The organism is Aeromicrobium sp. 636 (assembly GCF_024433585.1).
GTDB classification, from domain to species: Bacteria; Actinomycetota; Actinomycetes; order Propionibacteriales; family Nocardioidaceae; genus Aeromicrobium; species Aeromicrobium senzhongii.
On sequence record NZ_WNJU01000002.1, the window covers coordinates 806889 to 831215 of the forward strand.

Here is a 24327-nt window from a genome sequence, read left to right on the forward strand (position 1 = left end):
GATTCCCCTATGGCCGAGACCCCTGACACCCCCGAGATCGACATCAAGCCGCGGAGCCGCGACGTCACCGACGGTTTGGAGAAGACCGCCGCGCGCGGCATGCTCCGCGCGGTCGGCATGGGGGACGACGACTGGGTGAAGCCCCAGATCGGTGTGGCCTCCAGCTGGAACGAGATCACCCCCTGCAACCTGTCCCTCGACCGCCTCGCGAAGGCCGTCAAGGAGGGCGTGCACGCCGGCGGCGGCTACCCGCTGGAGTTCGGCACGATCAGCGTCTCCGACGGCATCTCCATGGGCCACGAGGGCATGCACTTCTCCCTCGTCAGTCGTGAGGTCATCGCCGACTCGGTCGAGGTCGTCATGTCGGCCGAGCGCCTCGACGGCTCGGTCCTGCTGGCCGGCTGCGACAAGTCCCTGCCCGGAATGCTCATGGCTGCCGCGCGCCTCGACCTGTCCAGCGTCTTCCTCTACGCCGGCTCGACCCTGCCGGGCAGTGTCGACGGCAAGGACGTCACGATCATCGACGCCTTCGAGGCCGTCGGCGCCTGCATGAAGGGCCTCATCTCCCGCGAGCAGGTCGACAAGATCGAGCGCGCGATCTGCCCCGGTGAGGGCGCCTGTGGCGGCATGTACACCGCCAACACGATGGCCTCGGCCGCCGAGGCCCTCGGCATGAGCCTGCCCGGCTCGGCCGCGCCGCCGGCCCCCGACCGCCGCCGCGACGACTACGCCAAGAAGTCCGGCGAGGCCGTCGTCGAGCTGCTCCGCAAGGGCATCACCGCCCGCGACATCATGACGCTCGAGGCGTTCGAGAACGCCATCACCGTCGTCATGGCGCTCGGCGGCTCGACCAACGCCGTCCTGCACCTGCTGGCGATCGCCCGCGAGGCCGGCGTCCCGCTGACGCTCGACGACTTCAGCCGCGTCGGCGACAAGGTCCCGCACCTGGGCGACCTCAAGCCGTTCGGCCGCTACGTCATGAACGACGTCGACAAGGTCGGCGGCATCCCGGTGATCATGAAGGCGCTGCTCGACGCCGGCCTCATGCACGGCGACGTCATGACCGTCACCGGCAAGACGATGGCCGAGAACCTCGCGCACATCGACCTCGGCCTGGACGGCGACGTCATCCGCCCGCTCGACAAGCCGATCCACAAGACCGGCGGCCTGACGATCCTGCACGGCTCGCTGGCTCCCGAGGGCGCGGTCGTCAAGAGCGCCGGCTTCGACGAGTCGGTCTTCCGTGGCACCGCCCGCGTGTTCGACGGTGAGCGTGCCGCGATGGACGCGCTGGAGGACGGCACCGTCGTCGCCGGCGACGTCGTCGTCATCCGCTACGAGGGCCCCAAGGGCGGCCCCGGCATGCGCGAGATGCTCGCCATCACCGGCGCCATCAAGGGCGCGGGCCTCGGCAAGGACGTCCTGCTGCTCACCGACGGTCGCTTCTCCGGCGGCACGACCGGCCTGTGCGTCGGCCACGTCGCCCCCGAGGCAGTCGACGGCGGCCCGATCGCGTTCGTCCGCGACGGCGACCCGATCACGCTCGACGTGGCGAACAAGACGCTCGACGTCGAGATCGACGAGGCCGAGCTCGAGCAGCGCAAGGTCGGCTGGGAGCCCAACCCGCCGAAGTACACCTCCGGCGTGCTGGCCAAGTACCGCAAGCTCGTGAGTTCGGCCGCGCACGGCGCCGTCACCGGCTGACCCCAGCACGAAAGAACGCCGCCCCGGTGATCCACCGGGGCGGCGTTCGTGTGTCCGGGTGCTGTGATCAGCCGGTGAGGCCGGCGCGCGCCAGCTCGCGCCACACGATCGGCGCCATCGTGCGCACGAACGTGTCGGTGAGGTGGTTCGAGTCGGCGTAGACGGTGACGCCGCCGATCACGGCGGGGCACTTCCGCTCGTCGCACAGCACGTCGCGCAGGTCGATCGCGTGCGTGCGGTCACCCGCCTTGGCCGCGGTGACGAACGGGTCCGGCTCGACCAGGGTCTTCGACCGGTCCAGGGCGCAGTCGGCCTGGCGGTCCTGGGCCGTCTGCTCCAGGCACGCGTTGACCTCGTTGCGCGTCTGCAGCGGGATGTCCGAGAGCGCGACGACCGGCACGCCACGGTCCGTCGCCGCCGACCACGCCTCGAGCAGCCCGGCCGTGCGCTCGTCCTCGCTGCCGGGAACCCGGTCCGCGCGCGCCGTCGTGATGACCAGGTCGTACTGGTCGGCCTTCTCGGCCATGATCGCCGACATCTGCTGCTTGAAGTCCACGCACTCGTCGACGTACTTGATCCGCCACGGGTCCGCGGTGGTCCACACGCAGCCGCTCTGGAAGTAGCCGTCCCACGCGACCTTGCCGTCGTCGGCCCACTCGCGCAGCACCGAGCTCATCATGCGCGCGTGCGAGTCGCCCACGATCGCGACCTTGAGCGTGTCGGGGTCGGCCCAGTCGCCACCGCTGCAGGGCTTGATCGCCTCGCCGACCGGGCGCTGCGAGCACCAGCCCTCGGGCGGACGGTCACCGTTGGCCGAGCGCGGGTCGGGGATCTGCAGCCGATCCAGTTCGGGGTTGCCGCACGGCTTCTCGGGATCGTGCGAGGCGGCGCCGAAACATGCGGGCGCCTGCTCGGCGATGGACTCGGCGATCTCCTGATCGCGTTGCAGAGCCCTCTCGCTGGACTTGATCGCCATCAGCGACGGCACGATCACGGCAGCCATGGCGAGCGCCGTGAGGCCGTACGTCAGCCGCGGCCGCGCGTGCTTCAGGAACGTCGACGTCCGCACGGGGTCCTCGATGAGCCGCGTGGACAGGCCCGCCAGGACGAACGTCAGGACGAGGATCCCCACCAGCGCGAACGGGCCGTTCTCGCGGCTGCGCACGAACGGCAGCAGCACGATGAGCGGCCAGTGCCACAGGTACAGCGCGTACGAGACGTCGCCCGTCCACTGCACCGAGCGGCGGCGCAGCAGCGGCATGGGGGACAGGACCGACCCCGGCGAGCCGGCTGCGATGAACAGCACGACCGCGACCACGAGTGCCACGATCGGCAGCCCTGGCACGGGCGTCGCCTCGTCGAAGAGCAGGCCCGCCGCGACCATGAACGCCAGCGCGCCCCACGAGACGAGCGAGCGGGCGACATCGGGCAGTCGCTTCAGCAGGCCGGGGGAGAACGCCAACAGCGCCCCCGCGCCGAACTCCCACGTACGCGTCGTCGTCGCAAAGTACGCCTGCGGGACGCCCTGCGCGACGAGGTACAGGCTGTGCGCCAGGCTGGCCGCCACGACGACCGCGAGCACGGCCGCGATCATCCGTCGCCGGTCCCGTCCGAACCGCACCGCGAGCCACAGGCCGAGGGTCACCAGCAGCGGCCACACCAGGTAGAACTGCTCCTCGACCGACAGGGTCCAGTAGTGCTGGACGGGCGAGGCGATGTTCTCCTGCGCGAGGTAGTCCACCGAGTCGCCGGCCAGCAGCCAGTTCTCGACGTACGCGGCCGACGCGATCATCTCGCGGAAGAACTGCGACCAGTACTGCTGCGGCACCCACAGCCACGTGGCGACGCCGGAGACCGCGATGACCGACAGCGCGGCCGGCAGCAGACGACGTGCTCGGCGGGCCCAGAACTGGGCGAACGAGATGCGCCCGTCGCGGTCGATCTCGCGCAGCAGGTGGCTGGTGATCAGGAAGCCCGAGATGACGAAGAAGATGTCCACGCCCACGTAGCCGCCGGGCAGGCGACCCGGCCACAGGTGGTAGATCACGACGAGCAGGGCAGCGAGTGCGCGCAGGCCCTGGATCTCGAGTCGATGATCGCGGGAAGGGGTGACGGCGCCGGGTGGGGAAGTGGCGAGGCGCGTGGTCACTGGCCGATACTCCCATGCTGACCCACGGCGTCTCGGTTGCAGTCGTTAGAATTCCGGGGTGCCGAACTTCACCGACGACGAACTCGAGACCGCCCTCAAGGTCCTGGGTGAGGCGCAGTATCTCGGTGACGAGGATGAGGCGTACATCGCCCTGCGTCGCGCCTGTGGCAAGTTCTACAAGGACGTTAAGAAGCAGCGCCGCCGCGCCAAGCGCGACGCCGTCAACGAGGCCGACCGCGAGGTCATCGAGCTGACGGCCACCGGCTCGGCGCGCCGCATCGATGACGAGACCGCCGGCATCCCGCTGGTCTCGAACGTCAAGGGCGCCACCGCGGGCGTGCTGACCGTCGCCCGTGGCTGCTACATCTGCAAGCAGAAGTACACGGTCGTCGACGCGTTCTACCACCAGCTGTGCCCCGAGTGCGCCGCGCTGAGCCACGCCAAGCGCGACGCCCGCACCGACCTCACCGGCAAGCGCGCCCTGCTGACCGGAGGCCGCGCCAAGATCGGCATGTACATCGCGCTGCGGCTGCTGCGCGACGGCGCACACCTCACGATCACGACGCGCTTCCCGCGCGACGCTGTCCGCCGCTTCAGCGCCCAGCCCGACAGTGCCGAGTGGATCGACCGGCTCAAGATCGTCGGCATCGACCTGCGCGACCCGGCCCAGGTGATCGGCCTGGCCGACGAGGTCGCCGCGGCCGGCCCGCTCGACATCCTCATCAACAACGCCGCGCAGACGGTGAAGCGCCAGCCCGGCTCCTACTCGGCGCTCGCGGAGGCCGAGTCCCAGCCGCTGCCCGAGGGCTACACGCCCGAGTTGGTCACGTTCGGCCACACGAGCGACGCCCACCCCGCCTCGCTCGTCGGCTCTGTCACCACGCACCAGGAGCTGGCCCGCGATGCCGTGACCGCCGAGGAGCTCACGTCGATCGCCCTCGAGGCGGGCTCGGCCGACCTCGCGCGCATCGACGCCGGAGGACTGCTGCCCGACATCGTCGACACCAACAGCTGGGTCCAGCACGTCGGCCAGGTCGACGCCCTCGAGCTGCTCGAGGTCCAGCTGTGCAACAGCGTCGCTCCGTTCATCCTCGTCAGCCGGCTGCGCCCCGCGATGGCCGCGTCGCCCGCGCGACGCAAGTACGTCGTCAACGTCTCGGCCATGGAGGGCCAGTTCTCGCGCGGCTACAAGGGCCCCGGTCACCCGCACACGAACATGGCCAAGGCCGCGCTCAACATGCTCACTCGCACCAGCGCCCGCGAGATGTTCGAGACCGACGGCATCCTCATGACGGCCGTCGACACCGGCTGGATCACCGACGAGCGTCCGCACGTCACCAAGAAGCGCCTCGCCGAGGAGGGCTTCAAGGCCCCGCTGGACCTCGTCGACGGCGCCGCCCGCGTCTACGACCCGATCGTCCGGGGCGAGGCCGGCGTCGACCTGCACGGCGTCTTCCTCAAGGACTTCGAGCCCTTCCCCTGGTGAGCCGATGGATCTCGCGAGTCTGACCACCGAGCGGTTGGTGCTGACGGCGGTGTCGCAGGACGACCTCGCCGACCTGCACGCGCTGCATGCCGACCCGCGGGTCTGGCGCCACCTGCCGTCGGGCGTGCACACCAGCGCGCAGCAGACCAGTGACGAGATCACGATGTACGCCGCGGACTGGGAGCGCGACGCGCTCGGCTACTGGACCGCGCGTCGGCGCGACGGCGGCGACCTGGTGGGCATCGGGGGAGTGCGGCTGAAGCCGACCGCAACCTGGAACCTGTACTACCGGGTCTCGGCCGACCACCACGGTCAGGGCTACGCGGGCGAGCTGGTCCAGGCCGCGATGCAGGCGGCCGCCACGGTGGCTCCCGATGCCCCGGTGGTCGCCTACCTGCTGGAGCACAACGAGGCGTCGCGGCGCACCGCCGAACGGGCGGGGCTGACACAGGTCTGGAGAGGGCCGGACCGGGACGTGCCCGGCGGCGTCCGCCTCGTCTACGCCGACCGCGACCTGCCTACGGCGACCCTCGCAGCGCTGCACTGAGGACGCTCCAGTCCACATGGTGGACTTCCGGTCTCACAACTTGACCACGTGAGGAGGTCGGAGCACACTGTTCCCATGCACTCCCTGCTTCTCGTACTTCGCTGACGCGCCGGCCCACACCGCGCGCGTCCCGCCCTCGTCGCCTCACGGCCGAGGGTTTTTTCATGCGATGAATGGACCAGGAGAGGCAGGCAATACGATGGGGAACCGAGCACCGGCTGCGATCACGGGGTGGCCGGCAGACGAGACGGGTAAGGCAATGACCGAGACGGCACCGGAGACGATGACCGGGGCGCAAAGCCTCGTCCGATCGCTGGAGAAGGCCGGAGTCGAGGTCATCTTCGGGATCCCCGGCGGCGCGATTCTGCCGGCGTACGACCCGCTGTACGACTCCTCGATCCGACACATCCTGGTTCGACACGAGCAGGGCGCGGGCCACGCGGCCCAGGGCTACGCCATGGCCACCGGCAAGGTCGGTGTCTGCATGGCGACCTCGGGCCCGGGTGCGACGAACCTGGTCACCGCGATCGCCGACGCCTACCTGGACTCGGTGCCGATCGTGGCCGTCACGGGCCAGGTCGCCAGCACGGTCATCGGCTCGGACGCCTTCCAGGAGGCCGACATCCGCGGCATCACGATGCCGATCACCAAGCACAGCTTCCTCGTGACCGACCCGGCCGAGATCCCGCGCGTCGTCGCCGAGGCCTTCCACATCGCCTCCACCGGCCGTCCCGGCCCGGTCCTGGTCGACGTCGCGAAGGACGCGCTGCAGGCGATGACCACCCACGAGTGGCCCCACGAGCTGGCGCTGCCCGGGTACCGACCCACGACGCGCCCGCACAACAAGCAGGTGCGCGAGGCCGCCCGGCTCATCGCCGAGGCCGAGCGTCCCGTGCTGTACGTCGGCGGCGGCGTCATCAAGGCCGAGGCCGCAGCCGAGCTGAAGATCCTCGCCGAGCTCACGCAGATCCCCGTCGTCACGACGCTCATGGCGCGTGGCGCGTTCCCCGACTCGCACGAGCTGCACCTGGGCATGCCCGGCATGCACGGCTCGGTCGCGGCGGTCCTGGGCCTGCAGAAGTCCGACCTGCTGATCACCCTCGGCGCGCGCTTCGACGACCGGGTGACCGGCAACCTCGACACGTTCGCCCCCGGCGCCAAGGTCATCCACGCCGACATCGACCCGGCCGAGATCAGCAAGAACCGCGTCGCCGACGTCCCGATCGTGGGCGACGCCCGCGAGGTCATCGCCGACCTCATCCGCGCGCTGCAGAAGCAGACCGACGAGGACGAGCTGACGGGTGAGTACACCGCTTGGCGGAAGTACATCGTCGGCGTCAAGGAGAAGTTCCCGGTCGCGTACGACAAGACCGACGGCGGCCTCGCGCCCCAGACGGTCATCGAGCGCATCAACGCCGCCGCCGGTCCCGAGGCGATCTACACCTCGGGCGTCGGACAGCACCAGATGTGGGCCGCCCAGTTCGTGCAGTACGAGCGCCCGCGCCAGTGGCTCAACTCCGGCGGCGCCGGCACGATGGGCTACGGCGTGCCCGCCGCGATGGGCGCCAAGGTCGGCGCCCCCGATCGCGTCGTGTGGGCCATCGACGGCGACGGCTGCTTCCAGATGACCAACCAGGAGCTCGCCACGTGCGCGCTGGAGGGCATCCCGATCAAGGTCGCGGTCATCAACAACTCCTCGCTGGGCATGGTGCGCCAGTGGCAGACCCTGTTCTACGAGGGCCGCTACTCCAACACCGACCTGCACTCCGGTCCCGAGTCCATCGGGGCGCGCCGGATCCCCGACTTCGTCAAGCTGGCCGAGGCCTACGGCTGCGTGGGTCTGCGCTGCGAGAGCGAGGACGAGCTCGACGAGGTCATCGCCAAGGCGATGAGCATCAACGACGTGCCCGTCGTGATCGACTTCGTGGTCGAGCGCGACGCCATGGTCTGGCCGATGGTCGCGGCCGGCACGAGCAACGACGACATCAAGATCGCCCGCGATCTGGCCCCCGAATGGGATGAGGAAGACCTCTGATGCCCCAACACACTCTGAGCGTGCTGGTCGAGAACACCCCCGGCGTCCTGGCTCGCGTGTCGAGCCTGTTCATGCGCCGCGGCTTCAACATCGACTCGTTGGCCGTCGGCCAGACCGAGATCCCCGAGGTCTCGCGCATGACGATCGTCGTCAACGTCGACGAGCTGCCTCTGGAGCAGGTCACCAAGCAGCTCAACAAGCTGGTCAACGTGCTCAAGATCGTCGAGCTCGACTCCGGCGGCGCCGTCGAGCGTGAGCTCATGCTGATCAAGGTCAAGACCGACCAGCAGACCCGCGGGCAGGTCCTCGAGACGGTGCAGCTGTTCCGCGCCAAGATCGTCGACGTGGCCGTGGACTCGGTCACCGTCGAGGCCACCGGCGACTCCGGCAAGCTCACCGCGATGCTCAACGTGCTCGAGCCGTTCGGCATCCGCGAGATCGTCCAGTCCGGTCGCGTCGCGATCGGCCGCGGCTCGCGGTCGATCACCGACCGCACGCTGCGCACCGTCCCCGGCACGGCCGCCGGCTGAGCCTCTTCGCTTCCATCACGCCGGCGCACGTGCCTGCGTCCCAGACCCCTCAACAAGGAGAACCCCATCGTGGCTGAACTGTTCTATGACGACGACGCCGACCTGTCCCTGATCCAGGGCAAGAACGTGGCCGTGATCGGCTACGGCAGCCAGGGTCACGCCCACGCGCTCAACCTGCGCGACTCGGGTGTCGACGTGCGCATCGGCCTGCTCGAAGGCAGCAAGAGCAAGGCGAAGGCCGAGGCCGAGGGCCTGCGCGTCCTGTCCGTCGCTGAGGCCGTCGAGGAGTCGGACGTCATCGTCATCCTGACGCCCGACCAGGTCCAGCGTCACGTGTACACCGAGTTCATCGCCCCGAACCTCACCACGGGCGACGCCCTCGTGTTCGGCCACGGCTTCAACATCCGGTTCGGCTACATCAAGCCCGCCGAAGGTATCGACGTCATCATGGTCGCGCCCAAGGCCCCCGGCCACACGGTGCGTCGTGAGTACGTCGCGGGCCGTGGCATCCCCGACATCATCGCGGTCGAGCAGGACGCCTCCGGCACCGCCTGGGACCTCGCGCTCTCGTACGCGAAGGCCATCGGCGGCACGCGCGCCGGCGTCATCAAGACGACCTTCACCGAGGAGACCGAGACCGACCTGTTCGGTGAGCAGGCCGTCCTGTGCGGTGGCGTGTCCCACCTGGTCCAGGCCGGCTTCGAGACGCTGACCGAGGCGGGCTACCAGCCCGAGATCGCCTACTTCGAGGTCCTGCACGAGCTCAAGCTCATCGTCGACCTGATGTGGGAGGGCGGCATCGCCAAGCAGCGTTGGAGCATCTCCGACACCGCCGAGTACGGCGACTACGTCTCGGGCCCGCGCGTCATCGACGAAGGCGTCAAGGCGCGCATGGTCGAGGTGCTGAAGGACATCCAGTCCGGCGCGTTCGCCGAGCGGTTCATCGCCGATCAGGACAACGGCGGCAAGGAGTTCCTCGAGCTGCGTGAGAAGGAGGCCGGTCACCCGATCGAGGCCACCGGCAAGACGCTGCGCTCGCACTTCTCCTGGAAGCAGTCGGACGACGACTACACCGAGGGCAGCGCGGCTCGCTGATCGGCTGAAGTCTCCGGACGCGGCGTCCCCGCCGACCCTCGGGTCGGTGTGGGGCGCCGCGTTCAGTGTGTCCGGGGCCGGGGCCGGGGAAGCAGCACGACCGGCACGGGGCTGTGGTTGACGATGCGCGTCGCCGTCGAGCCGACGAAGACGCGCGCCACGGGGCCGTGCCGGCTCGATCCCACGGCGAGAAGGTCGCCGGCGCGCCACTGGTAGGACTCCAGTGCCAGGGACCAGCGCTCGGCCGTGGTGACCTGGTCGGTCGTCACCTCGGTGTCGGGCGCCAGCTCGCGGATCTTGTCCGCCAGTTCCTGCTGATGGTTGCGGACCAAGGTGCTCCACGCCTGCTGGACACCTTGGTCGGCGAAGGCCGAGTACGCCGTGCGTGAGCCGCTGCGCACCGCGAACGTGACGATCTCGACCGGCACCTTCAGCCACGACGCGAGATCGGCGATGGGCTGGTGCAGCGCGACGTCCGACGCGGTGGGGTCGACGGCCACCACGAGGCGTTGGATGCCGTCGTCGTGGGAGCGGTAGCCCCGAGGGGCCAGCGCGATGGGGACGACCGAGCTGTGTGCGAGGCGGTCGTTCGTGCTGCCGAACGCGATCCGGCCCAGTGCGCCGTGCGAGGCCGACCCGGCGACGAGCATCCTGGCCCGGCGGGCGATGCACTCGTCCAGGAGCGCTTGGGGGACCGACGTCGCCGTCCTGGTGACCGCGGTCGGCTGGACGTCGGGGCCGAGATGCTCGCGCGCGGTGGCGATCGCCTCCTCGGCCTGCTCACGGAGGTCCGCACGCCACTCGTCCTCGACGCCCGCGAAGTCGCGCAGCGACCCCCAGCTGTCCTGCATGACGCTGACCAGCACGAGCTCGTCGCCGGTGGTGCGCGAGAGCTCGGCCGCCAGCTCCAGCGGAGCGGCGTTGCGGGTGTCCGACCCGAACCCGACGACGATGCTCACGCCGACTCCTTCCCCGCGGCCTGTTGGTGGAGCTTCGAGTGCTTGTAGCCGTAGAGGAAGTACACGACGAAGCCCAGCGCCAGCCAGACCACGAAGCGCAGCCACGTGTCCACCTTGAGGCTGGCCATCAGGCCGAAGCACGAAGCCACGGTGACGATCGGCACCAGCGGCACCCACGGCGTGCGAAAGGGCCGGTTCATGTCGGGCTGCGTGCGGCGCAGGACGATGACGGCGATCGCCACGACGACGAAGGCGAACAGGGTGCCGATGCTCACCATCTCGGCGAGGATCGAGATCGGCACGAAGCCGGCCAGCAACGCGACGGCCACGATCGTGATGCCCGTCATCAGCACGGGAGTGCCCCACGTGGGGTGGATGCGGCGGAACGCCTCGGGCAGCAGCCCGTCGCGCGCCAGAGCGAAGCCGATGCGCGGCATCGCGACCAGGTCGACCAGGATGACCGAGGTCAAGCCGGCCACGGCGGCGACGCCGATGAGGATGCCGGCCCACTCCAAGCCCACCTGGTCGAAGACATCGGCCACGGCGTCACCCTCGGACAGCTTGGAGTAGTGGACCATGCCGGTCAGCACCAAGCAGACGCCGACGTAGAGCAGGGTGCAGATGCCCAGGGTTCCCAGCAGGCCGAGCGGCATGTCGCGCTTGGGGTTCTTGGTCTCCTCGCCGAGGTTGGCGACGGCCTCGAAGCCCGAGTAGGCGAAGAACACGACCGCGGCCGCGACGAAGATGCCCGTGATGCCGAAGGTGGCCGGTTCGACGCCTGACACGAACTGCCACAGCGGGGCGTGCAATCCACTGGCCTCCTCGCCGCCCTCGGGAGGTGCGGACTGGGGGATGAAGGGGACGAGGTTGCCTGTCTTGACGAAGAAGGCGCCCACCGCGATCACGAAGATGCAGACCGAGACCTTGATGACGACCAGGCCGTTGGTCACCCACGCCGACTCGCGGATGCCGCGCATCGCGACCCAGCCCAGCAGCACCACGATGAAGATCGCCCCGACGTTGACGACGGAGCCCTCCTCTGCGAACCACTTGTCCGGGAGGTCGAAGACACCGGCCAGGTATCCGGACCAGCCACGAGCCACGACGGCCGACCCGAGCGCGAACTCCAGGATCAGGTCCCACGCGATGATCCAGGCGAAGATCTCGCCGATCGTGGTGTAGCTGTAGGTGTACGAGCTGCCGGCGGTCGGCACGGCGGACGCCAGCTCGGCGTAGCAGAGGGCCGCCAGCAGGGCCACCGCACCGGCGATGAGGAACGAGATGGTCACGGCCGGACCGGCGTTGACCTTGGCCTGCAGGCCGGTCAGCGTGAAGATGCCGGTGCCGATCACGATGCCGATGCCGAACCCGACCAGGTCCTTGGCCGAGAGGTGCTTCTGGAGGTGACCGGCGCCGTCGGGCGAGTCGCCGTCGGGGCCGACGTCGTCGTTCTGGTGGATGACGTCGTCGACACTCTTCTTTCGCAACAGGTCCATGCCGCTCCTCGCCCGTTCGAGGCCGGCCCCGAACGGGCGGCCTTATGGAACTCTGCGGGCCCGGCGGGTGACTCGCAACACGAGCGAGGACGCCGTGACCGACGTCATTCAGGCGATGAGGTCGACGGCGTCCGGGTCGGCCGTGCCGCCGGTCTGACCGCTGGTCACGAGGGCCCACGCGCGGGCCAGCCGGACGACCGCCTCCTCGAGCATCTCGGGACGCAGGGCGAACGGCAGCCGCAGATGGTGCTCACCGAGGATGGGCACGGTGGGGAAGAACCGCGGGCCGGGTGTCAGGGTGAGCCCTTCGCCGAGCGCCACGGACGTCAGTGCCGAGCTCAACGGTGCCGGCAGGGTCGCCCAGGCCGAGAGTCCTCCGTCGGGCCGGCTCACCTGCCAGTCCGGCAGGCGGCGGCTGACGGCGTCCAGCAGGACGTCACGTCGCTCGCGCAGATCGGCGGTCCGCGTGCGCAGGTCGATCTCCCCGTCCTCGAGCGCCGTGGCCACGATCAGCTGGTCCAGCGCCGCGGTGCCGAGGTCACGCACCATGCGGGCCTGCACGAGGCGCGGCACGAGCGTGCGGGGTGCCCGGATCCAGCCGATCCTCAGCCCGCCCCAGAGCGACTTGGCCACGGATCCGACGACGATCGCGTCCGGCGCGTGCACGCCGTAGTGCTCGGGCTGGGGGAGTCCGCTGACGTTCACGTCCCGCAGCGTCTCGTCGATGATCGTGGTGACGGACCCGCGCGCCAGCGACCGGGCGATCTCGGCACGCGCCTCGGACGACATCGAGGCCCCGGTCGGATTGTGGAAGTCGGGCACGAGGAGCGCCAACCGGGCCGCGGGCGCGAGCCTCGCGACCTCGTCGACGGGCCAGGGGGAGTCGGCGATGGGCAGGGGGAGGAGGCGAGCGCCGGCGCGTTGGAGCATGTCGAAGGCGTGCGGATAGCCGCAGCCCTCCACCAGGACGCGGTCTCCCGGCCGGACCAGGGCCGAGACCAACAGCGACAGCGCGCTCTGGGCGCCCGTGGTGACGATGATCTGGTCGGGGTCGGTCGGCATTCCGTGGCGGGAGTACCGCGCGGCGATCCGCTCACGCAGGACCGGCAGTCCGTCGGGCAGATAGCCGTCCGTCGCCAGGACCGAGGGGAGGGCGGACATCGCACGCTCGACCAGTGCGGAGAATCCGTCGGGAGCCTCGGAGGCGGCGGCCGTCATCGCGATGCCGTCCGGGCGGTCCGGGCGAGCGAGCATGCTCATCGAGCCCGACACGCCGAACGGCAGCTCCACCACGGTGCCCGAACCCTGGCGCGTGCGCACCAGGCCGTCCTCGCGCAGCACCTCGTAGGCGCGCGTCGTCGTGGTCCGGCTCAGTCCGGTGGCCTCCGCGAGGCTGCGCTCGCTGGGCAGGCGGGTGCCGGTGGTGATGCGGCCGTCCATCACGGCGGTGCGGATCGCCGCCGCCAGCCGCCGGTACGTGGGTCCGGCTCCGGCGTCCCAGGACCCCACGACAGTGGCCAATCGGCGGGCGGTGAGGGGCGCTGCTCTGTTCATGTGGCCACCTTGGCGCGATTGGCCATGGAAACCAAGTCCAATCGCGCGCATGCTGGGGGAATGTTCTGGTGGATGATGCTGGCCCTCGCAGTGTGGGCGATGGTGGCGACGGTGCGGGCCGTCCGGCGCGACGGCCTGCGGCGGGTGCCGACGGCGCGGATCGCTCGGCGGCCGGAGCCGCGTCGATGACGCGGCGGATGGTGCAGTTGCTGATCGGCCTGTGGCTCTACGGCGCCACGATGGCGTTCATGGTGCGAGCGGGGCTCGGGCTCAACCCGTGGGACGTGTTCCACGAGGGCGTCACGCATCACGTGCCGTTGACCTTCGGGCAGGTCGTGATCGCCGTGGGCGCGCTGCTGCTCCTGCTGTGGATCCCGCTGCGCCAGCGTCCCGGGATCGGCACCGTGCTGAACGTGCTCGTGATCGGCATCGCCGCCGACGCCACCCTCGCGGTCCTGCCGCCGGCCGACGGCGTGCTGCTCGGATCGCTGCTCCTGCTGCTCGGCGTGGTGGGCAACGGCCTGGCCGGTGCGATGTACGTGGGCGCGGGTCTGGGCACCGGTCCGCGGGACGGGCTGTGGACGGGCGTCGTGCGTCGGACCGGGGCCAGCGTGCGGCGGGTGCGCACCGGTCTGGAGGTCCTCGTGCTGGTCAGCGGTTTCGCGCTCGGGGGAACGGTGGGCCTCGGCACGGTCCTCTACGCGCTGGGTATCGGTCCCATCGTGCAGGTCTTCCTGCCGCTGTTCGAGATCCGTCCCCCGGGGCCGGAGCCGGAGCCGGCCGCCGCGTGAACGGAGGGCTCAGGCGAGTTTGCGCAACGACCAGCCCAGCAGGAGCCACAGGACGCCCATGCCCATGGCGAACGCCGCGACACCGTAGGCCACGACCGAGGTGAAGAGCGAGGCGCGCAGGAACGACGCGTTCATCGCGACCTCACGCACCGGATCGTCCTGCTCCAGCTGGGCGTAGGTCTTGCCGCCCGTCGCCTCCAGGGCGTGCTTCTCGATGACCTGGGCCTCGGAGTAGGCGTCGAGTGGGCCGTTGACCTGCTTGCCGCCGAACCACTCGGCGTCCTCGGCGACGGTGATGTCCTGGGCCTTGAGCTGGTCGGTGACGACGTACCAGGTGGCCGCGCCGGCGATGATCAGCACGATCCCGGCCAGGATCGAGAGCAGTCCGACGACGCGGACGCCGCCGGTGTTGCGGGTGTGATGGGCGGTGTGCGAATCGGACATGACGTGCGCCTTCCGTCGGGAACCCTGTGGGGCTGACCCTAGGCGCGATTCGCGTTTCTGCCCAGATCAGCGACGCGTGGCGATGATGAGGCTGGCGTCGGGATCGATCAGCATCTCGACGGCGGCGAAGCGCTCGTCGGTCAGCCACTGCTCGCGGACCGTGTCGACCTGGCCGTCGACGATCGGCGGCCAGAACGGCGACGGGACGAAGTCGTCCAGCACCGCGATGCCTCCGGGCTCGAGCAGATCCGCCAGCAGGTCGATGCTGGCCATGACCTCGCGCACGTCGACGAACAGCAGCGAGAACGGGGCGTACTGCTCCAGGACCGTCCAGTCGCCACACGTCACCTCGACGTTCTCGGCGTCGTGGAAGATGCCCTGCACGTCCTTCGAGAGGCCCGGGTCGAGCTCGGCGGTGACGATGTGGGCGCCCTTGGGGGCGCCGCTGGACAGCCACGCCGATCCGACGCCGCACCCGGTGCCCAACTCGGCGAGGGTGCCGGTCCGCGACGCGGCGAGGGCGGCCAGCAGTCGGCCGGTCTCGCTGCGGGTCGAGGTGATGAACCCGCGGCGCCGGGACAGGTCCAGCGCGCGGGCGACCAGTTCGGGGACTTCGGCCGGTGCGCTCATCAGACCAGTGTTCCACGTGGCTCGCGGGACGGCAGTGGCAGTCACGGTCTGAGACGCTCCCCAGAAGGTGGGTTCCGCTGACCCTCTCGGCGTGTATGCTCGCGGCCATGCGGAAGCAGCTCGTACTCATCGCTTGCCGCGGCAGGACCTCCTAGGGCCACACCTGCCGCGGAGTTTCGGCGTTGGCTCGACGACTCTGCAGCAGATGTTCTGGACCAGGACCTGGTTCTCCTCCTCTGAAATCGCTGATCGACGTCACCCGTCTCAGCTCGTGGCCCCGCAGGGTCGTCGGTCCCGTCGGATCCCGCACGACACCCCGCCACTTTCCTTCAGAGGAGCACCCATGTACGCACCCACCGCCATCATCGAATGGGGCCCGGCCCATCTGCGCGACGAGACCGGCGAATTCGACATCGTCCCCGAGGACAACTGACGACCGGATGCCGAGACCCGAGTTTCAGCATCTGAGATCGCCAGTCATAGGATGGGACACATGACCAGCACCTACTCGCTCGCGGTCGTTGCCGGAGACGGCATCGGACCCGAGGTCACCGACCAGGCCCTGAAGGTTCTCGACGTCGTCGCGCAGGGCTCCGGCCTCACGTTCGACCGGACGGCCTACGACCTGGGGGCGCGCCGCTGGCACGCCACGGGCGAGACGCTGCCCGACACGGTGCTCGAGGAGATCCGCGGGCACGACGCGATCCTGCTGGGCGCCGTCGGCGACCCGTCGGTCCCGTCGGGCGTGCTCGAGCGCGGACTGCTGCTGCGGCTGCGGTTCGAGCTGGACCACTACGTGAACCTGCGTCCGTCGAAGTTGTTCCCCGGTGTCCCGACGCCGCTCGCCGACCCCGGCGAGATCGATTTCGTCGTCGTGCGTGAGGGCACCGAGGGTCCGTACGTGGGCAACGGCGGCGCCATCCGCGTGGGCACCCCCCACGAGGTCGCCACCGAGGTCAGCCTCAACACGGCGTTCGGAGTCGAGCGCGTCGTCCGCGACGCCTTCGCCCGTGCGCAGGCCCGCCCGCGTCGCAAGCTGACGCTCGTGCACAAGAACAACGTGCTCGTGCACGCCGGTCACCTCTGGAGCCGCACGGTCGAGGCCGTCGGCGCCGAGTTCCCCGACGTCACGGTCGACTACCTGCACGTCGACGCCGCCACGATCTTCCTGGCGACCGATCCGGGCCGCTTCGACGTCATCGTCACGGACAACCTGTTCGGCGACATCCTGACCGACCTCGCCGCCGCGATCACCGGTGGCATCGGCCTGGCCGCCAGCGGCAACGTCAACCCCGACCGCACGTCGCCGAGCATGTTCGAGCCGGTCCACGGCTCGGCTCCCGACATCGCGGGTCAGTCCAAGGCCGACCCGACCGCCGCGATCCTGTCGGCCGGTCTGCTGCTGGAGCACCTGGGGCACGCCGCCGAGGCCCAGCGCATCACCGCCGCGGTCGAGGCCGACATCGCCGCGCGCGACGGTCAGCCCCGTTCGACGCAGGAGGTGGGGGAGGCCATCGCCGAGCGCGTGGCCACGGAGGTACCGGTCGCCTGACGACCTGACCTCCCACCCCCGCGAAAGGACTATCGTGTCCGGCATGACCACCCCCGCGTTCTCTCCCAGGATCGAAACGAATCCGAACGCGCGCAGCGCCGCCGATCGCGCCGAGATCCTCGCTGATCCCGGCTTCGGCAACTACTTCACCGATCACATGTTCCTGGCGGAGTGGACGCCGGACCGCGATTGGCACGACGCCCGCGTCGTGCCGTACGGCCCGCTGTCCCTCGACCCGGCGACCGCGGTCCTGCACTACGCGCAGGAGATCTTCGAGGGCCTCAAGGCCTACACCCATGCCGACGGCTCGGTGTGGCTGTTCCGGCCCGAGGCCAACGCGCTGCGGATGCAGCGCTCGGCCCATCGGCTGGCGCTGCCCGAGCTGCCCGTGGACTGGTTCATCGGATCGGTCAAGGCGCTCATCGAGACCGACCGCGAGTGGGTGCCGACGGGTGAGGAGCGCAGCCTCTACCTGCGGCCGTTCATGTTCGCGTCCGAGGTCTTCCTCGGGGTGCGGCCGAGCCAGCACGTGACCTACTCGGTGATCGCCTCGCCCGCCGGCGCGTACTTCGCCGAAGGGGTCAAGCCGGTCGACATCTGGCTGTCCAGCCAGTACAGCCGGGCGGGCTTCGGTGGCACGGGTGCGGCCAAGTGCGGCGGCAACTACGCCGCCAGCCTGCTGCCCCAGCAGGAGGCCGCCGCCAACGGATGCGCGCAGGTGGCGTTCCTGGACTCCGTCGAGAACCGGTGGATCGAGGAGCTCGGCGGCATGAACCTGTACTTCGTCCACGCAGACGGCACGCTCGTCACGCCCGAGCTCAGCGGCTCGATCCTCGAGGGCGTCACCCGTGACTCGATCCTGGCCATCGCCAAGGATCTCGGCCACGAGGTCGTCGAGCGCCGGATCTCGATCGACGACTGGCGCGACGGTGTCGCCGACGGCACGATCTCCGAGGTCTTCGCCTGCGGCACCGCCGCGGTCGTCACGCCGGTGGGCAAGCTCAAGTGGGACGGCGGCGAGGTCGTGAGCGCCGAGGGCGAGTCCGGCAAGGTCACCGCCGACATCCGCTCGGCCCTGCTCGACGTCCAGTACGGCCGCGCCAAGGACACCCACGGCTGGATGACGCAGGTCCTCTGACCTCTCCCGCAGCCCGAGATTTGCTCCCCTTCCGACCTTTCAGAGGCTCTGAAAGGTCAGTCTCGGAGCAAATCTCGGGTCAGAACTGGACGGACGGGGCGGTGTCCTGGCCGTCGGGGGCGTCGTAGAACGTGCGCTCCTTGACCCCGGCCAGACCGGTGAAGAACAGCCACGGGATCGTGCGCACGAGCTCGTTGAGCCGGCGCACGGCGTCGTTGTAGTACTGACGCGCGAACGAGAGCTTGTCCTCGGTGTCGCGCAGGTCGGACTGCAGCTGCTGGAAGTTCGCCGAGGCCTTGAGGTCGGGGTACGCCTCGGCCACCGCCATCACGTCGACCAGGGCGCGGTCCAGTCGGCCCTCGGCGACGGCCCGCTGCTCGACGGAGCCCGAGCGCGCCGCCTCCGTGACGCCGGCACGCGCAGCGGTGACCTCCTCGAAGACGCCGCGCTCGTGCTCGGCGTATCCCTTCACGGTGTTCACCAGGTTGGGGATGAGGTCGGCGCGGCGGGTGAGCTGGACGTCGATGCCACCCAGCGCCTCCTGGGCGCCGATGTCGGCGGTACGCAGCCTGTTGAACGCCACCACACCGAACAGCACGAGGGCCAGGACGACGACGATCGCGACGATGATCCAGATCAAGACAGGTACCTCCGGGGTCTTGGATTGATGGTGACTCTAGTGCGCGGCAGGGTGCCGTCGTGCGGACTCACCACGAGCCGCCACCTCCGCCGCCTCCGCCACCGCCGCTGAACCCGCCACCCCCGCCTCCACCGCCACCCCCGCCGCCCGAGGAGGACGACGACTGGGTGGCGCTGTAGGCATTGATGGAGCTCGAGACCGCGCGCTCGAAGCCGCTGTACGCATCGCCACCGCCGAGTAGCACGGAGCCACCACCGACGTGGGCCCCGACCGCGACGGGGTACCAGTGGGGCATCGGAGCGGACTGTCCCGTGGCGACCTCGTACTTGCGGGCCCACCGGTCGGCCACCCCGAACGCGACGGCATAGGGGATGTACGCGGTGTAGAGCTGCTCGCGGCCACTGAAGTCGAAGCGGTCCTGCGAGGCGTCGGTGCCCAGGAAGCGCTCGAACCCGCCGGCGCGCGACCACAGCTCGCGACCTTTCGCGGTCCGGCGCGAGCCGGCCCCGGGCATCAGGACGCCGACCGAGCCGACGGCGAAGGCCGCGAACGGTATGAGGTACAGGCCGGTCAGACCGAAGAACGTCGCGACGGCGACGACGGCCACCGCGACGATGAACAGCACGCGCCACGTCCAGACGCTGCGCGTGCGAACGGTCGCACCGCTCGTGGTGGCCCACGCCTCGGCCACCCCGGGGATGGCCGACTTCACGGCGGAGAGCCGTTTGCCCGAGCGCGGCGTTCCGTCGGCCGTGAAGGTGGGGCCGTTCTGGCCGCGCAGGCCCAGCCCGGACACCACGTGTTGCGCGACGGGATCGAGGGTGTCCCACGCGTCCTTGGCGAGGGTGCCCTTGACGGTCCAGCTGCCACTGTTCTCGTGCAGCTCGACGTGCCCCTGCTCGGCCAGGTGCATCAAGGTGGCCGTGAGAGCGCGCCGCGGGACGCGTTCATCCACGATGTACGCCGCCTGCACGGGTCCGAGTCCGGCGGGAGGCTCGAAGAGCACGGGGAGTCCGGGCCGCCGCTCGCGGGACAGACGATCGAGCAGGTAACCGGCCCCGAGGGCGACGGCCGCGAGGAGCATCACCAGCAGGAACGGGTTGAGCGAGCTGCCGAACAGGCGGTCCCAGTCGATCGACCACGGGAGGTGGGGTCGATCGGGGGCCGGCGCGTCCATCGCCGCCCGCAGGACCACCGGGGTGTTGGGCGGGAGATCGGATGCGGTGATGCGCAGCGTGCGGGTGCCGTCGCCCGCGACCGTGCAGGTGCGGCCGTCGCCGATCGAACACTCGAGGCGGTCCGTGACGTGGGGGAGCGTGACGCGCAGGTCGGCCTGGCGGATCGGCATGCTCCAACCGGCCGCGACGACCTGCCACACGAACTCCGAGCGATCGGAGTCGCCACCGGTCCAGCTGGCGCTCGATCCGGCGAGGCGGTCGGGATTGGGGCCGAGGACGCCGTCGATGCGGTACTGGAGTGTGTAGGTGTGCGACCCGGGCGTCAGGTAGGCGTCGGGGTCGCCGATCTGGGCGACGCGGAACCGCCGGCCCTGCTCCCAGTAGGCCGAGACGGGGACGGGCTCGCCGTCGAGCCGGATCCTGACGTCGCGGGGGCGGTACCGCACGCCGGTGTCGGCCAGGTCGGCCAGGTCCCAGTACCGGAAGATGCCGTGGCGCCCGGTCGGGAAGTCGGCCGTGATCTTCTCTGTGGCGGTGAGGGTGCCGTCCTCGGCGACGTCGTAGTCGGCGCGATACTCGGTGATCGTCACCGGGTCGGCGACGGCGCTGTCGGTCGGGTCGCTCATCGTCGCGAGGGCGGGAACGAGCAGCAGGCCGATCATGACGACCGCGGTCACGAGGCGGAGCAGGACGCGAGCCATGGCCCGGAGCCTAGAGCAACCTGGCGCGACCCACGGTGCAATTACTTGCAGTGGTGTGCAAGAATGTTCCACATGTCCAAGGTCCTCACCAGTCTGCCAGCCGGCGAGCGCGTCGGCATCGCCTTCTCCGGCGGTCTCGACACCTCCGTCGCCGTCGCATGGATGCGCGACAAGGGCGCCGTCCCCTGCACCTACACGGCCGATCTCGGCCAGTACGACGAGCCGGACATCTCCGGCGTTCCCGGCCGCGCCATGGAGTACGGCGCCGAGCTCGCCCGCGCGATCGACTGCAAGCGCCCCCTCGTCGACGAGGGTCTGGCCGCGCTGGCCTGCGGCGCCTTCCACATCAAGTCGGCGGGCCGCACGTACTTCAACACGACGCCGCTCGGCCGCGCCGTCACGGGCACGCTGCTCGTGCGCGCGATGCAGGAGGACGGCGTCAACATCTGGGGCGACGGCTCGACCTTCAAGGGCAACGACATCGAGCGGTTCTACCGCTACGGCCTGCTGGCCAACCCCGAGCTGCGGATCTACAAGCCCTGGCTCGACGCCGACTTCGTCCACGAGCTGGGCGGGCGCGCGGAGATGAGCCAGTGGCTCACCGACCACGACCTGCCGTACCGGGACAGCCAGGAGAAGGCCTACTCGACCGACGCCAACATCTGGGGCGCGACCCACGAGGCCAAGACCCTCGAGCACCTCGACGTCTCGCTCGAGACCGTCGACCCGATCATGGGCGTGAAGTTCTGGGACCCGGCCGTCGACATCGACGCCGAGGACGTGACCGTCACGTTCGAGGAGGGCCGGCCGGTCGCGATCAACGGCGTCCGCTTCGACGACCCCGTCGCCCTGGTCCACGAGGCCAACACGATCGGTGGCCGTCACGGCCTGGGCATGTCCGACCAGATCGAGAACCGGATCATCGAGGCCAAGAGCCGGGGCATCTACGAGGCGCCGGGCATGGCACTGCTGTGGATCGCCTACGAGCGGCTCGTCAACGCGGTCCACAACGAGGACACCATCGCGAACTACCACCAGCACGGCCGTCGGCTGGGCCGGCTGATGTACGAGGGCCGGTGGCTCGACCCGCAGGCGATGATGCTGCGCGAGTCGATCCAGCGGTGGATCGCCTCGCTGGTCAGCGGCTCGGTCACGATGCGGCTGCGGCGCGGTGAGGACTACACGATCACCGACACGCAGGGATCGAACTTCTCGTACCACCCCGACAAGCTGTCGATGGAGCGCACCGAGAACGCCGCGTTCGGCCCGGTCGACCGGATCGGCCAGCTGACGATGCGCAACCTCGACATCGCCGACTCGCGCGCCAAGCTGGAGATGTACGCCTCGCAGCCGCTCGACCAGGGTCAGGTGCTCGTCGAGAACGGCACGCTCTTCGGTGAGCTGCCCGCCGGCGGCGCCATGCGAATCGAGGCCAACCCCTCCGTCGAGGGTGACGAGGAGGCCGCGCTGGAGGCGGCCGCCATGGAGTTCGGGACGGACTGAGCGCGATGATCAGAGCTGCTGTCACGGGGGCCACCGGCTACGCCGGGGGAGAGGTGCTCCGGCTGTTGCTGCAGCACCCGCAGGTCGAGATCGGGGCGTTGACGGCCGCGTCGACCGCGGGCACGCGGTTCGGCCAGCACCAGCCGCACCTGCTGCCGCTGGCCGACCGCATCGTCGGCGAGACCACGGCCGAGAACCTGGCCGGTCACGACGTCGTCTTCCTGGCGCTGCCCCACGGGGCGTCCGCCGAGGTCGCCGCCCAGCTGCCCGATGACGTCCTCGTCATCGACTGCGGTGCCGACCACCGGCTCGAGAGCCCGGATGCGTGGGTGCAGTACTACGGCGGCGAGCACGCCGGCACGTGGCCGTACGGACTGCCCGAGCTGATCACCGGTGAGGGGCGTCAGCGCGACGCCCTCTCCGGAGTCCGCCGGGTCGCCGTCCCCGGCTGCAACGTCACCGCGGTCACGCTGGGACTGCAGCCGGCCGTCGCCGCCGGGATCGTCGAGTCGACCGACCTGGTGGCCGTGCTGGCCAACGGCTTCTCCGGCGCGGGCAAGGCGCTCAAGCCGCATCTGCTCGCGTCCGAGGGGCTCGGCTCGGCCTCGCCCTACGGCGTCGGCGGCACGCACCGGCACATCCCCGAGATCGCCCAGAACCTCACCCGGGCGGGCGCCGAGGACGTGACGATCTCGTTCACGCCGACCCTGGTGCCGATGGCGCGCGGCATCCTGGCCACCGCCACCGCGCGGCTGGCCCCGGGCGTCGACGCAGACGCGGCACGGGCCGTCTACGAGAAGGCCTACGGCGACGAGCCGTTCATCGCGCTGCTGCCCGAGGGGCAGTGGCCCACCACGGCTGCCACGCTCGGCGCGAACGTCGCCCACGTGCAGATCGCGGTGGACGAGCGGGTCGGCCGCCTCGTCACCGTCACCGCCATCGACAACCTGGTCAAGGGCACGGCGGGCGGCGCGATCCAGTCGATGAACCTCGCCCTCGGCCTGCCCGAGACCACCGGACTGACCACGATCGGAGTCGCGCCATGAGCGTCACCGCCCCACGGGGGTTTCGGGCCGCGGGCGTCACCGCCGGGCTCAAGGACTCGGGCAAGCCTGACATCTCCCTCGTCGTCAACGAGGGCCCGTCGTCGGCCGCTGCCGCCGTCTTCACCTCGAACCGCTGCAAGGCCCATCCCGTCATCTGGAGCGAGCAGGCGATCAAGGGCGGCAGCGCCCGGGCGATCATCCTGAACTCCGGTGGCGCCAACTGCTACACCGGCCCCGAGGGCTTCGCCGCGACGCACCGCACGGCCGAGCGGGTCGCCGAGCACCTGGGCATCGGCGCGATCGACGTGCAGGTCTGCTCGACGGGCCTCATCGGACGCCTCCTCGACGAGCCGAAGGTGCTCGCCGGGGTGGACGCCGCCTTCGCCGCGCTGTCACCCGAAGGCGGCCACGACGCGGCGACCGCGATCATGACGACCGACACCGTCGACAAGCAGGCCACGGCCGGCCGCGACGGCTGGGTCATCGGCGGCATGGCCAAGGGTGCGGGCATGCTCGCCCCGGCGCTGGCCACGATGCTCGTCGTCATCACCACGGACGCCGACGTCGACGCCACGACGCTGGACACCGCGCTGCGATCGGCGACGGCGGTGTCCTTCGACCGTCTCGACTCCGACGGCTGCCAGTCCACGAACGACACGGTGCTGGTGATGGCCTCGGGCGCCTCCGGGGTGTCGCCCGATCCGGACGAGTTCACCGAGGCGCTGACCACCGTGTGCCGCGACCTCGCGCTGCAGCTCCTGGCCGACGCCGAGGGCGCCGACCACGAGATCGCGATCACCACGATCAACGCCGCCAGCGAGGCCGATGCGCTCGAGGTGGGGCGCTCCGTGGCCCGCAGCAACCTGTTCAAGACCGCGATCTACGGCAAGGACCCCAACTGGGGCCGCATCCTGGCCTCGGTCGGGACGACGCAGGCGCAGTTCGACCCGATCGACCTCGACGTGGCCGTCAACGACGTGTGGGTGTGCCGCAACTCCGGTGTCGGCGAGTCGATCGACCTGGTCGACCTGGAGCCGCGATCGGTCACCGTGACGATCGACCTCAAGGCCGGCGACCACAGCGCCACCATCTGGACCAACGACCTGACGCACGCCTACGTGCACGAGAACTCCGCCTACTCGACCTGAG

Annotated in this window: 21 protein-coding genes; 13 read left to right on the forward strand and 8 right to left on the reverse strand. The window is 70.2% G+C overall.

Going from position 1 to position 24327, the window contains the following annotated elements; translation table 11 throughout:
* Positions 1-9 precede the first annotated feature (9 nt).
* Positions 10-1704: a dihydroxy-acid dehydratase gene (gene ilvD / locus GL325_RS10630; RefSeq protein ID WP_154597025.1), complete on the forward strand. Its 1695-nt coding sequence runs from the start codon at positions 10-12 to the stop codon at positions 1702-1704.
* A gap of 67 nt (positions 1705-1771) precedes the next feature.
* Here the strand turns inward: ilvD and GL325_RS10635 are convergent, their stop codons facing one another.
* Positions 1772-3853: an acyltransferase family protein gene (locus GL325_RS10635; RefSeq protein ID WP_187769517.1), complete on the reverse strand. Its 2082-nt coding sequence runs from the start codon at positions 3851-3853 to the stop codon at positions 1772-1774.
* A 58-nt stretch (positions 3854-3911) separates the two neighbouring features.
* Between GL325_RS10635 and GL325_RS10640 the strand changes: the two genes are divergently transcribed.
* From GL325_RS10640 to ilvC, 5 genes are all read left to right on the forward strand, one after another.
* Positions 3912-5339 (forward strand): SDR family oxidoreductase, encoded by a 1428-nt coding sequence (locus tag GL325_RS10640; protein ID WP_187769518.1) that lies wholly within the window; start codon positions 3912-3914, stop codon positions 5337-5339.
* 4 nt (positions 5340-5343) lie between these two features.
* Positions 5344-5886: a GNAT family N-acetyltransferase gene (locus GL325_RS10645; protein ID WP_187769519.1), complete on the forward strand. Its 543-nt coding sequence runs from the start codon at positions 5344-5346 to the stop codon at positions 5884-5886.
* 259 nt (positions 5887-6145) lie between these two features.
* Positions 6146-7921: an acetolactate synthase large subunit gene (locus tag GL325_RS10650; protein WP_154597028.1), complete on the forward strand. Its 1776-nt coding sequence runs from the start codon at positions 6146-6148 to the stop codon at positions 7919-7921.
* Positions 7921-8451: an acetolactate synthase small subunit gene (ilvN, locus tag GL325_RS10655; protein WP_154597029.1), complete on the forward strand. Its 531-nt coding sequence runs from the start codon at positions 7921-7923 to the stop codon at positions 8449-8451. Before GL325_RS10650 ends, ilvN begins: the two co-directional genes overlap by 1 nt.
* Positions 8452-8520: 69 nt before the next feature.
* On the forward strand, positions 8521-9546 hold the full coding sequence (ilvC, locus tag GL325_RS10660; RefSeq protein WP_187411423.1) for a ketol-acid reductoisomerase: 1026 nt from the start codon (positions 8521-8523) through the stop codon (positions 9544-9546).
* Positions 9547-9608: 62 nt separating this feature from the next.
* Here ilvC and GL325_RS10665 read toward each other — a convergent pair whose 3' ends face one another.
* The 3 genes from GL325_RS10665 to GL325_RS10675 form a co-directional block, all read right to left on the reverse strand.
* A complete protein-coding gene (locus GL325_RS10665) occupies positions 9609-10505 on the reverse strand; it encodes a universal stress protein (protein ID WP_187411422.1) in 897 nt (298 codons plus the stop codon).
* Positions 10502-12001 (reverse strand): APC family permease, encoded by a 1500-nt coding sequence (locus tag GL325_RS10670; RefSeq protein WP_154597032.1) that lies wholly within the window; start codon positions 11999-12001, stop codon positions 10502-10504. The genes GL325_RS10665 and GL325_RS10670 overlap by 4 nt, the downstream gene beginning before the upstream one ends.
* A 108-nt stretch (positions 12002-12109) precedes the next feature.
* Positions 12110-13555 (reverse strand): PLP-dependent aminotransferase family protein, encoded by a 1446-nt coding sequence (locus GL325_RS10675; protein WP_187769520.1) that lies wholly within the window; start codon positions 13553-13555, stop codon positions 12110-12112.
* Between the two features lie 60 nt (positions 13556-13615).
* On the opposite strand from GL325_RS10675, the gene GL325_RS10680 reads away from it, so the two are divergent.
* Positions 13616-13744, forward strand: coding sequence for a hypothetical protein (locus tag GL325_RS10680; protein WP_255499460.1), 129 nt, complete (start codon positions 13616-13618; stop codon positions 13742-13744).
* A complete protein-coding gene (locus GL325_RS10685) occupies positions 13741-14346 on the forward strand; it encodes a YitT family protein (protein WP_187769521.1) in 606 nt (201 codons plus the stop codon). Before GL325_RS10680 ends, GL325_RS10685 begins: the two co-directional genes overlap by 4 nt.
* Before the next feature lie 9 nt (positions 14347-14355).
* Here the strand turns inward: GL325_RS10685 and GL325_RS10690 are convergent, their stop codons facing one another.
* Positions 14356-14790 (reverse strand): aromatic ring-opening dioxygenase LigA, encoded by a 435-nt coding sequence (locus GL325_RS10690; RefSeq protein WP_154597035.1) that lies wholly within the window; start codon positions 14788-14790, stop codon positions 14356-14358.
* A 66-nt stretch (positions 14791-14856) separates the two neighbouring features.
* Positions 14857-15420: an O-methyltransferase gene (locus GL325_RS10695; protein ID WP_154597036.1), complete on the reverse strand. Its 564-nt coding sequence runs from the start codon at positions 15418-15420 to the stop codon at positions 14857-14859.
* 493 nt (positions 15421-15913) lie between these two features.
* Between GL325_RS10695 and GL325_RS10700 the strand changes: the two genes are divergently transcribed.
* Both GL325_RS10700 and GL325_RS10705 read left to right on the forward strand, forming a co-directional pair.
* Positions 15914-16972 carry a 3-isopropylmalate dehydrogenase gene (locus GL325_RS10700; protein ID WP_154597037.1) on the forward strand — a complete coding sequence of 353 codons (1059 nt, stop codon included), beginning with the start codon at positions 15914-15916 and terminating at the stop codon, positions 16970-16972.
* Between the two features lie 43 nt (positions 16973-17015).
* Positions 17016-18110: a branched-chain amino acid aminotransferase gene (locus GL325_RS10705; protein ID WP_187769522.1), complete on the forward strand. Its 1095-nt coding sequence runs from the start codon at positions 17016-17018 to the stop codon at positions 18108-18110.
* A 79-nt stretch (positions 18111-18189) separates the two neighbouring features.
* Here the strand turns inward: GL325_RS10705 and GL325_RS10710 are convergent, their stop codons facing one another.
* Positions 18190-18750 (reverse strand): LemA family protein, encoded by a 561-nt coding sequence (locus GL325_RS10710; RefSeq protein WP_223111111.1) that lies wholly within the window; start codon positions 18748-18750, stop codon positions 18190-18192.
* A 67-nt stretch (positions 18751-18817) separates the two neighbouring features.
* Positions 18818-20629: a DUF2207 domain-containing protein gene (locus GL325_RS10715; protein WP_187769523.1), complete on the reverse strand. Its 1812-nt coding sequence runs from the start codon at positions 20627-20629 to the stop codon at positions 18818-18820.
* Positions 20630-20701: 72 nt separating this feature from the next.
* On the opposite strand from GL325_RS10715, the gene argG reads away from it, so the two are divergent.
* The 3 genes from argG to argJ are packed head-to-tail and all read left to right on the forward strand — an operon-like array spanning position 20702 to position 24326.
* Positions 20702-22132 (forward strand): argininosuccinate synthase, encoded by a 1431-nt coding sequence (gene argG / locus GL325_RS10720; RefSeq protein WP_154597040.1) that lies wholly within the window; start codon positions 20702-20704, stop codon positions 22130-22132.
* Positions 22133-22137: 5 nt separating this feature from the next.
* Positions 22138-23178, forward strand: a complete 1041-nt coding sequence (argC, locus tag GL325_RS10725) for an N-acetyl-gamma-glutamyl-phosphate reductase (RefSeq protein ID WP_154597041.1) — start codon at positions 22138-22140, stop codon at positions 23176-23178.
* Complete coding sequence (gene argJ, locus GL325_RS10730; RefSeq protein ID WP_187769524.1) at positions 23175-24326, forward strand: bifunctional glutamate N-acetyltransferase/amino-acid acetyltransferase ArgJ; 1152 nt, start codon at positions 23175-23177, stop codon at positions 24324-24326. The genes argC and argJ overlap by 4 nt, the downstream gene beginning before the upstream one ends.
* Position 24327: the final 1 nt, after the last annotated feature.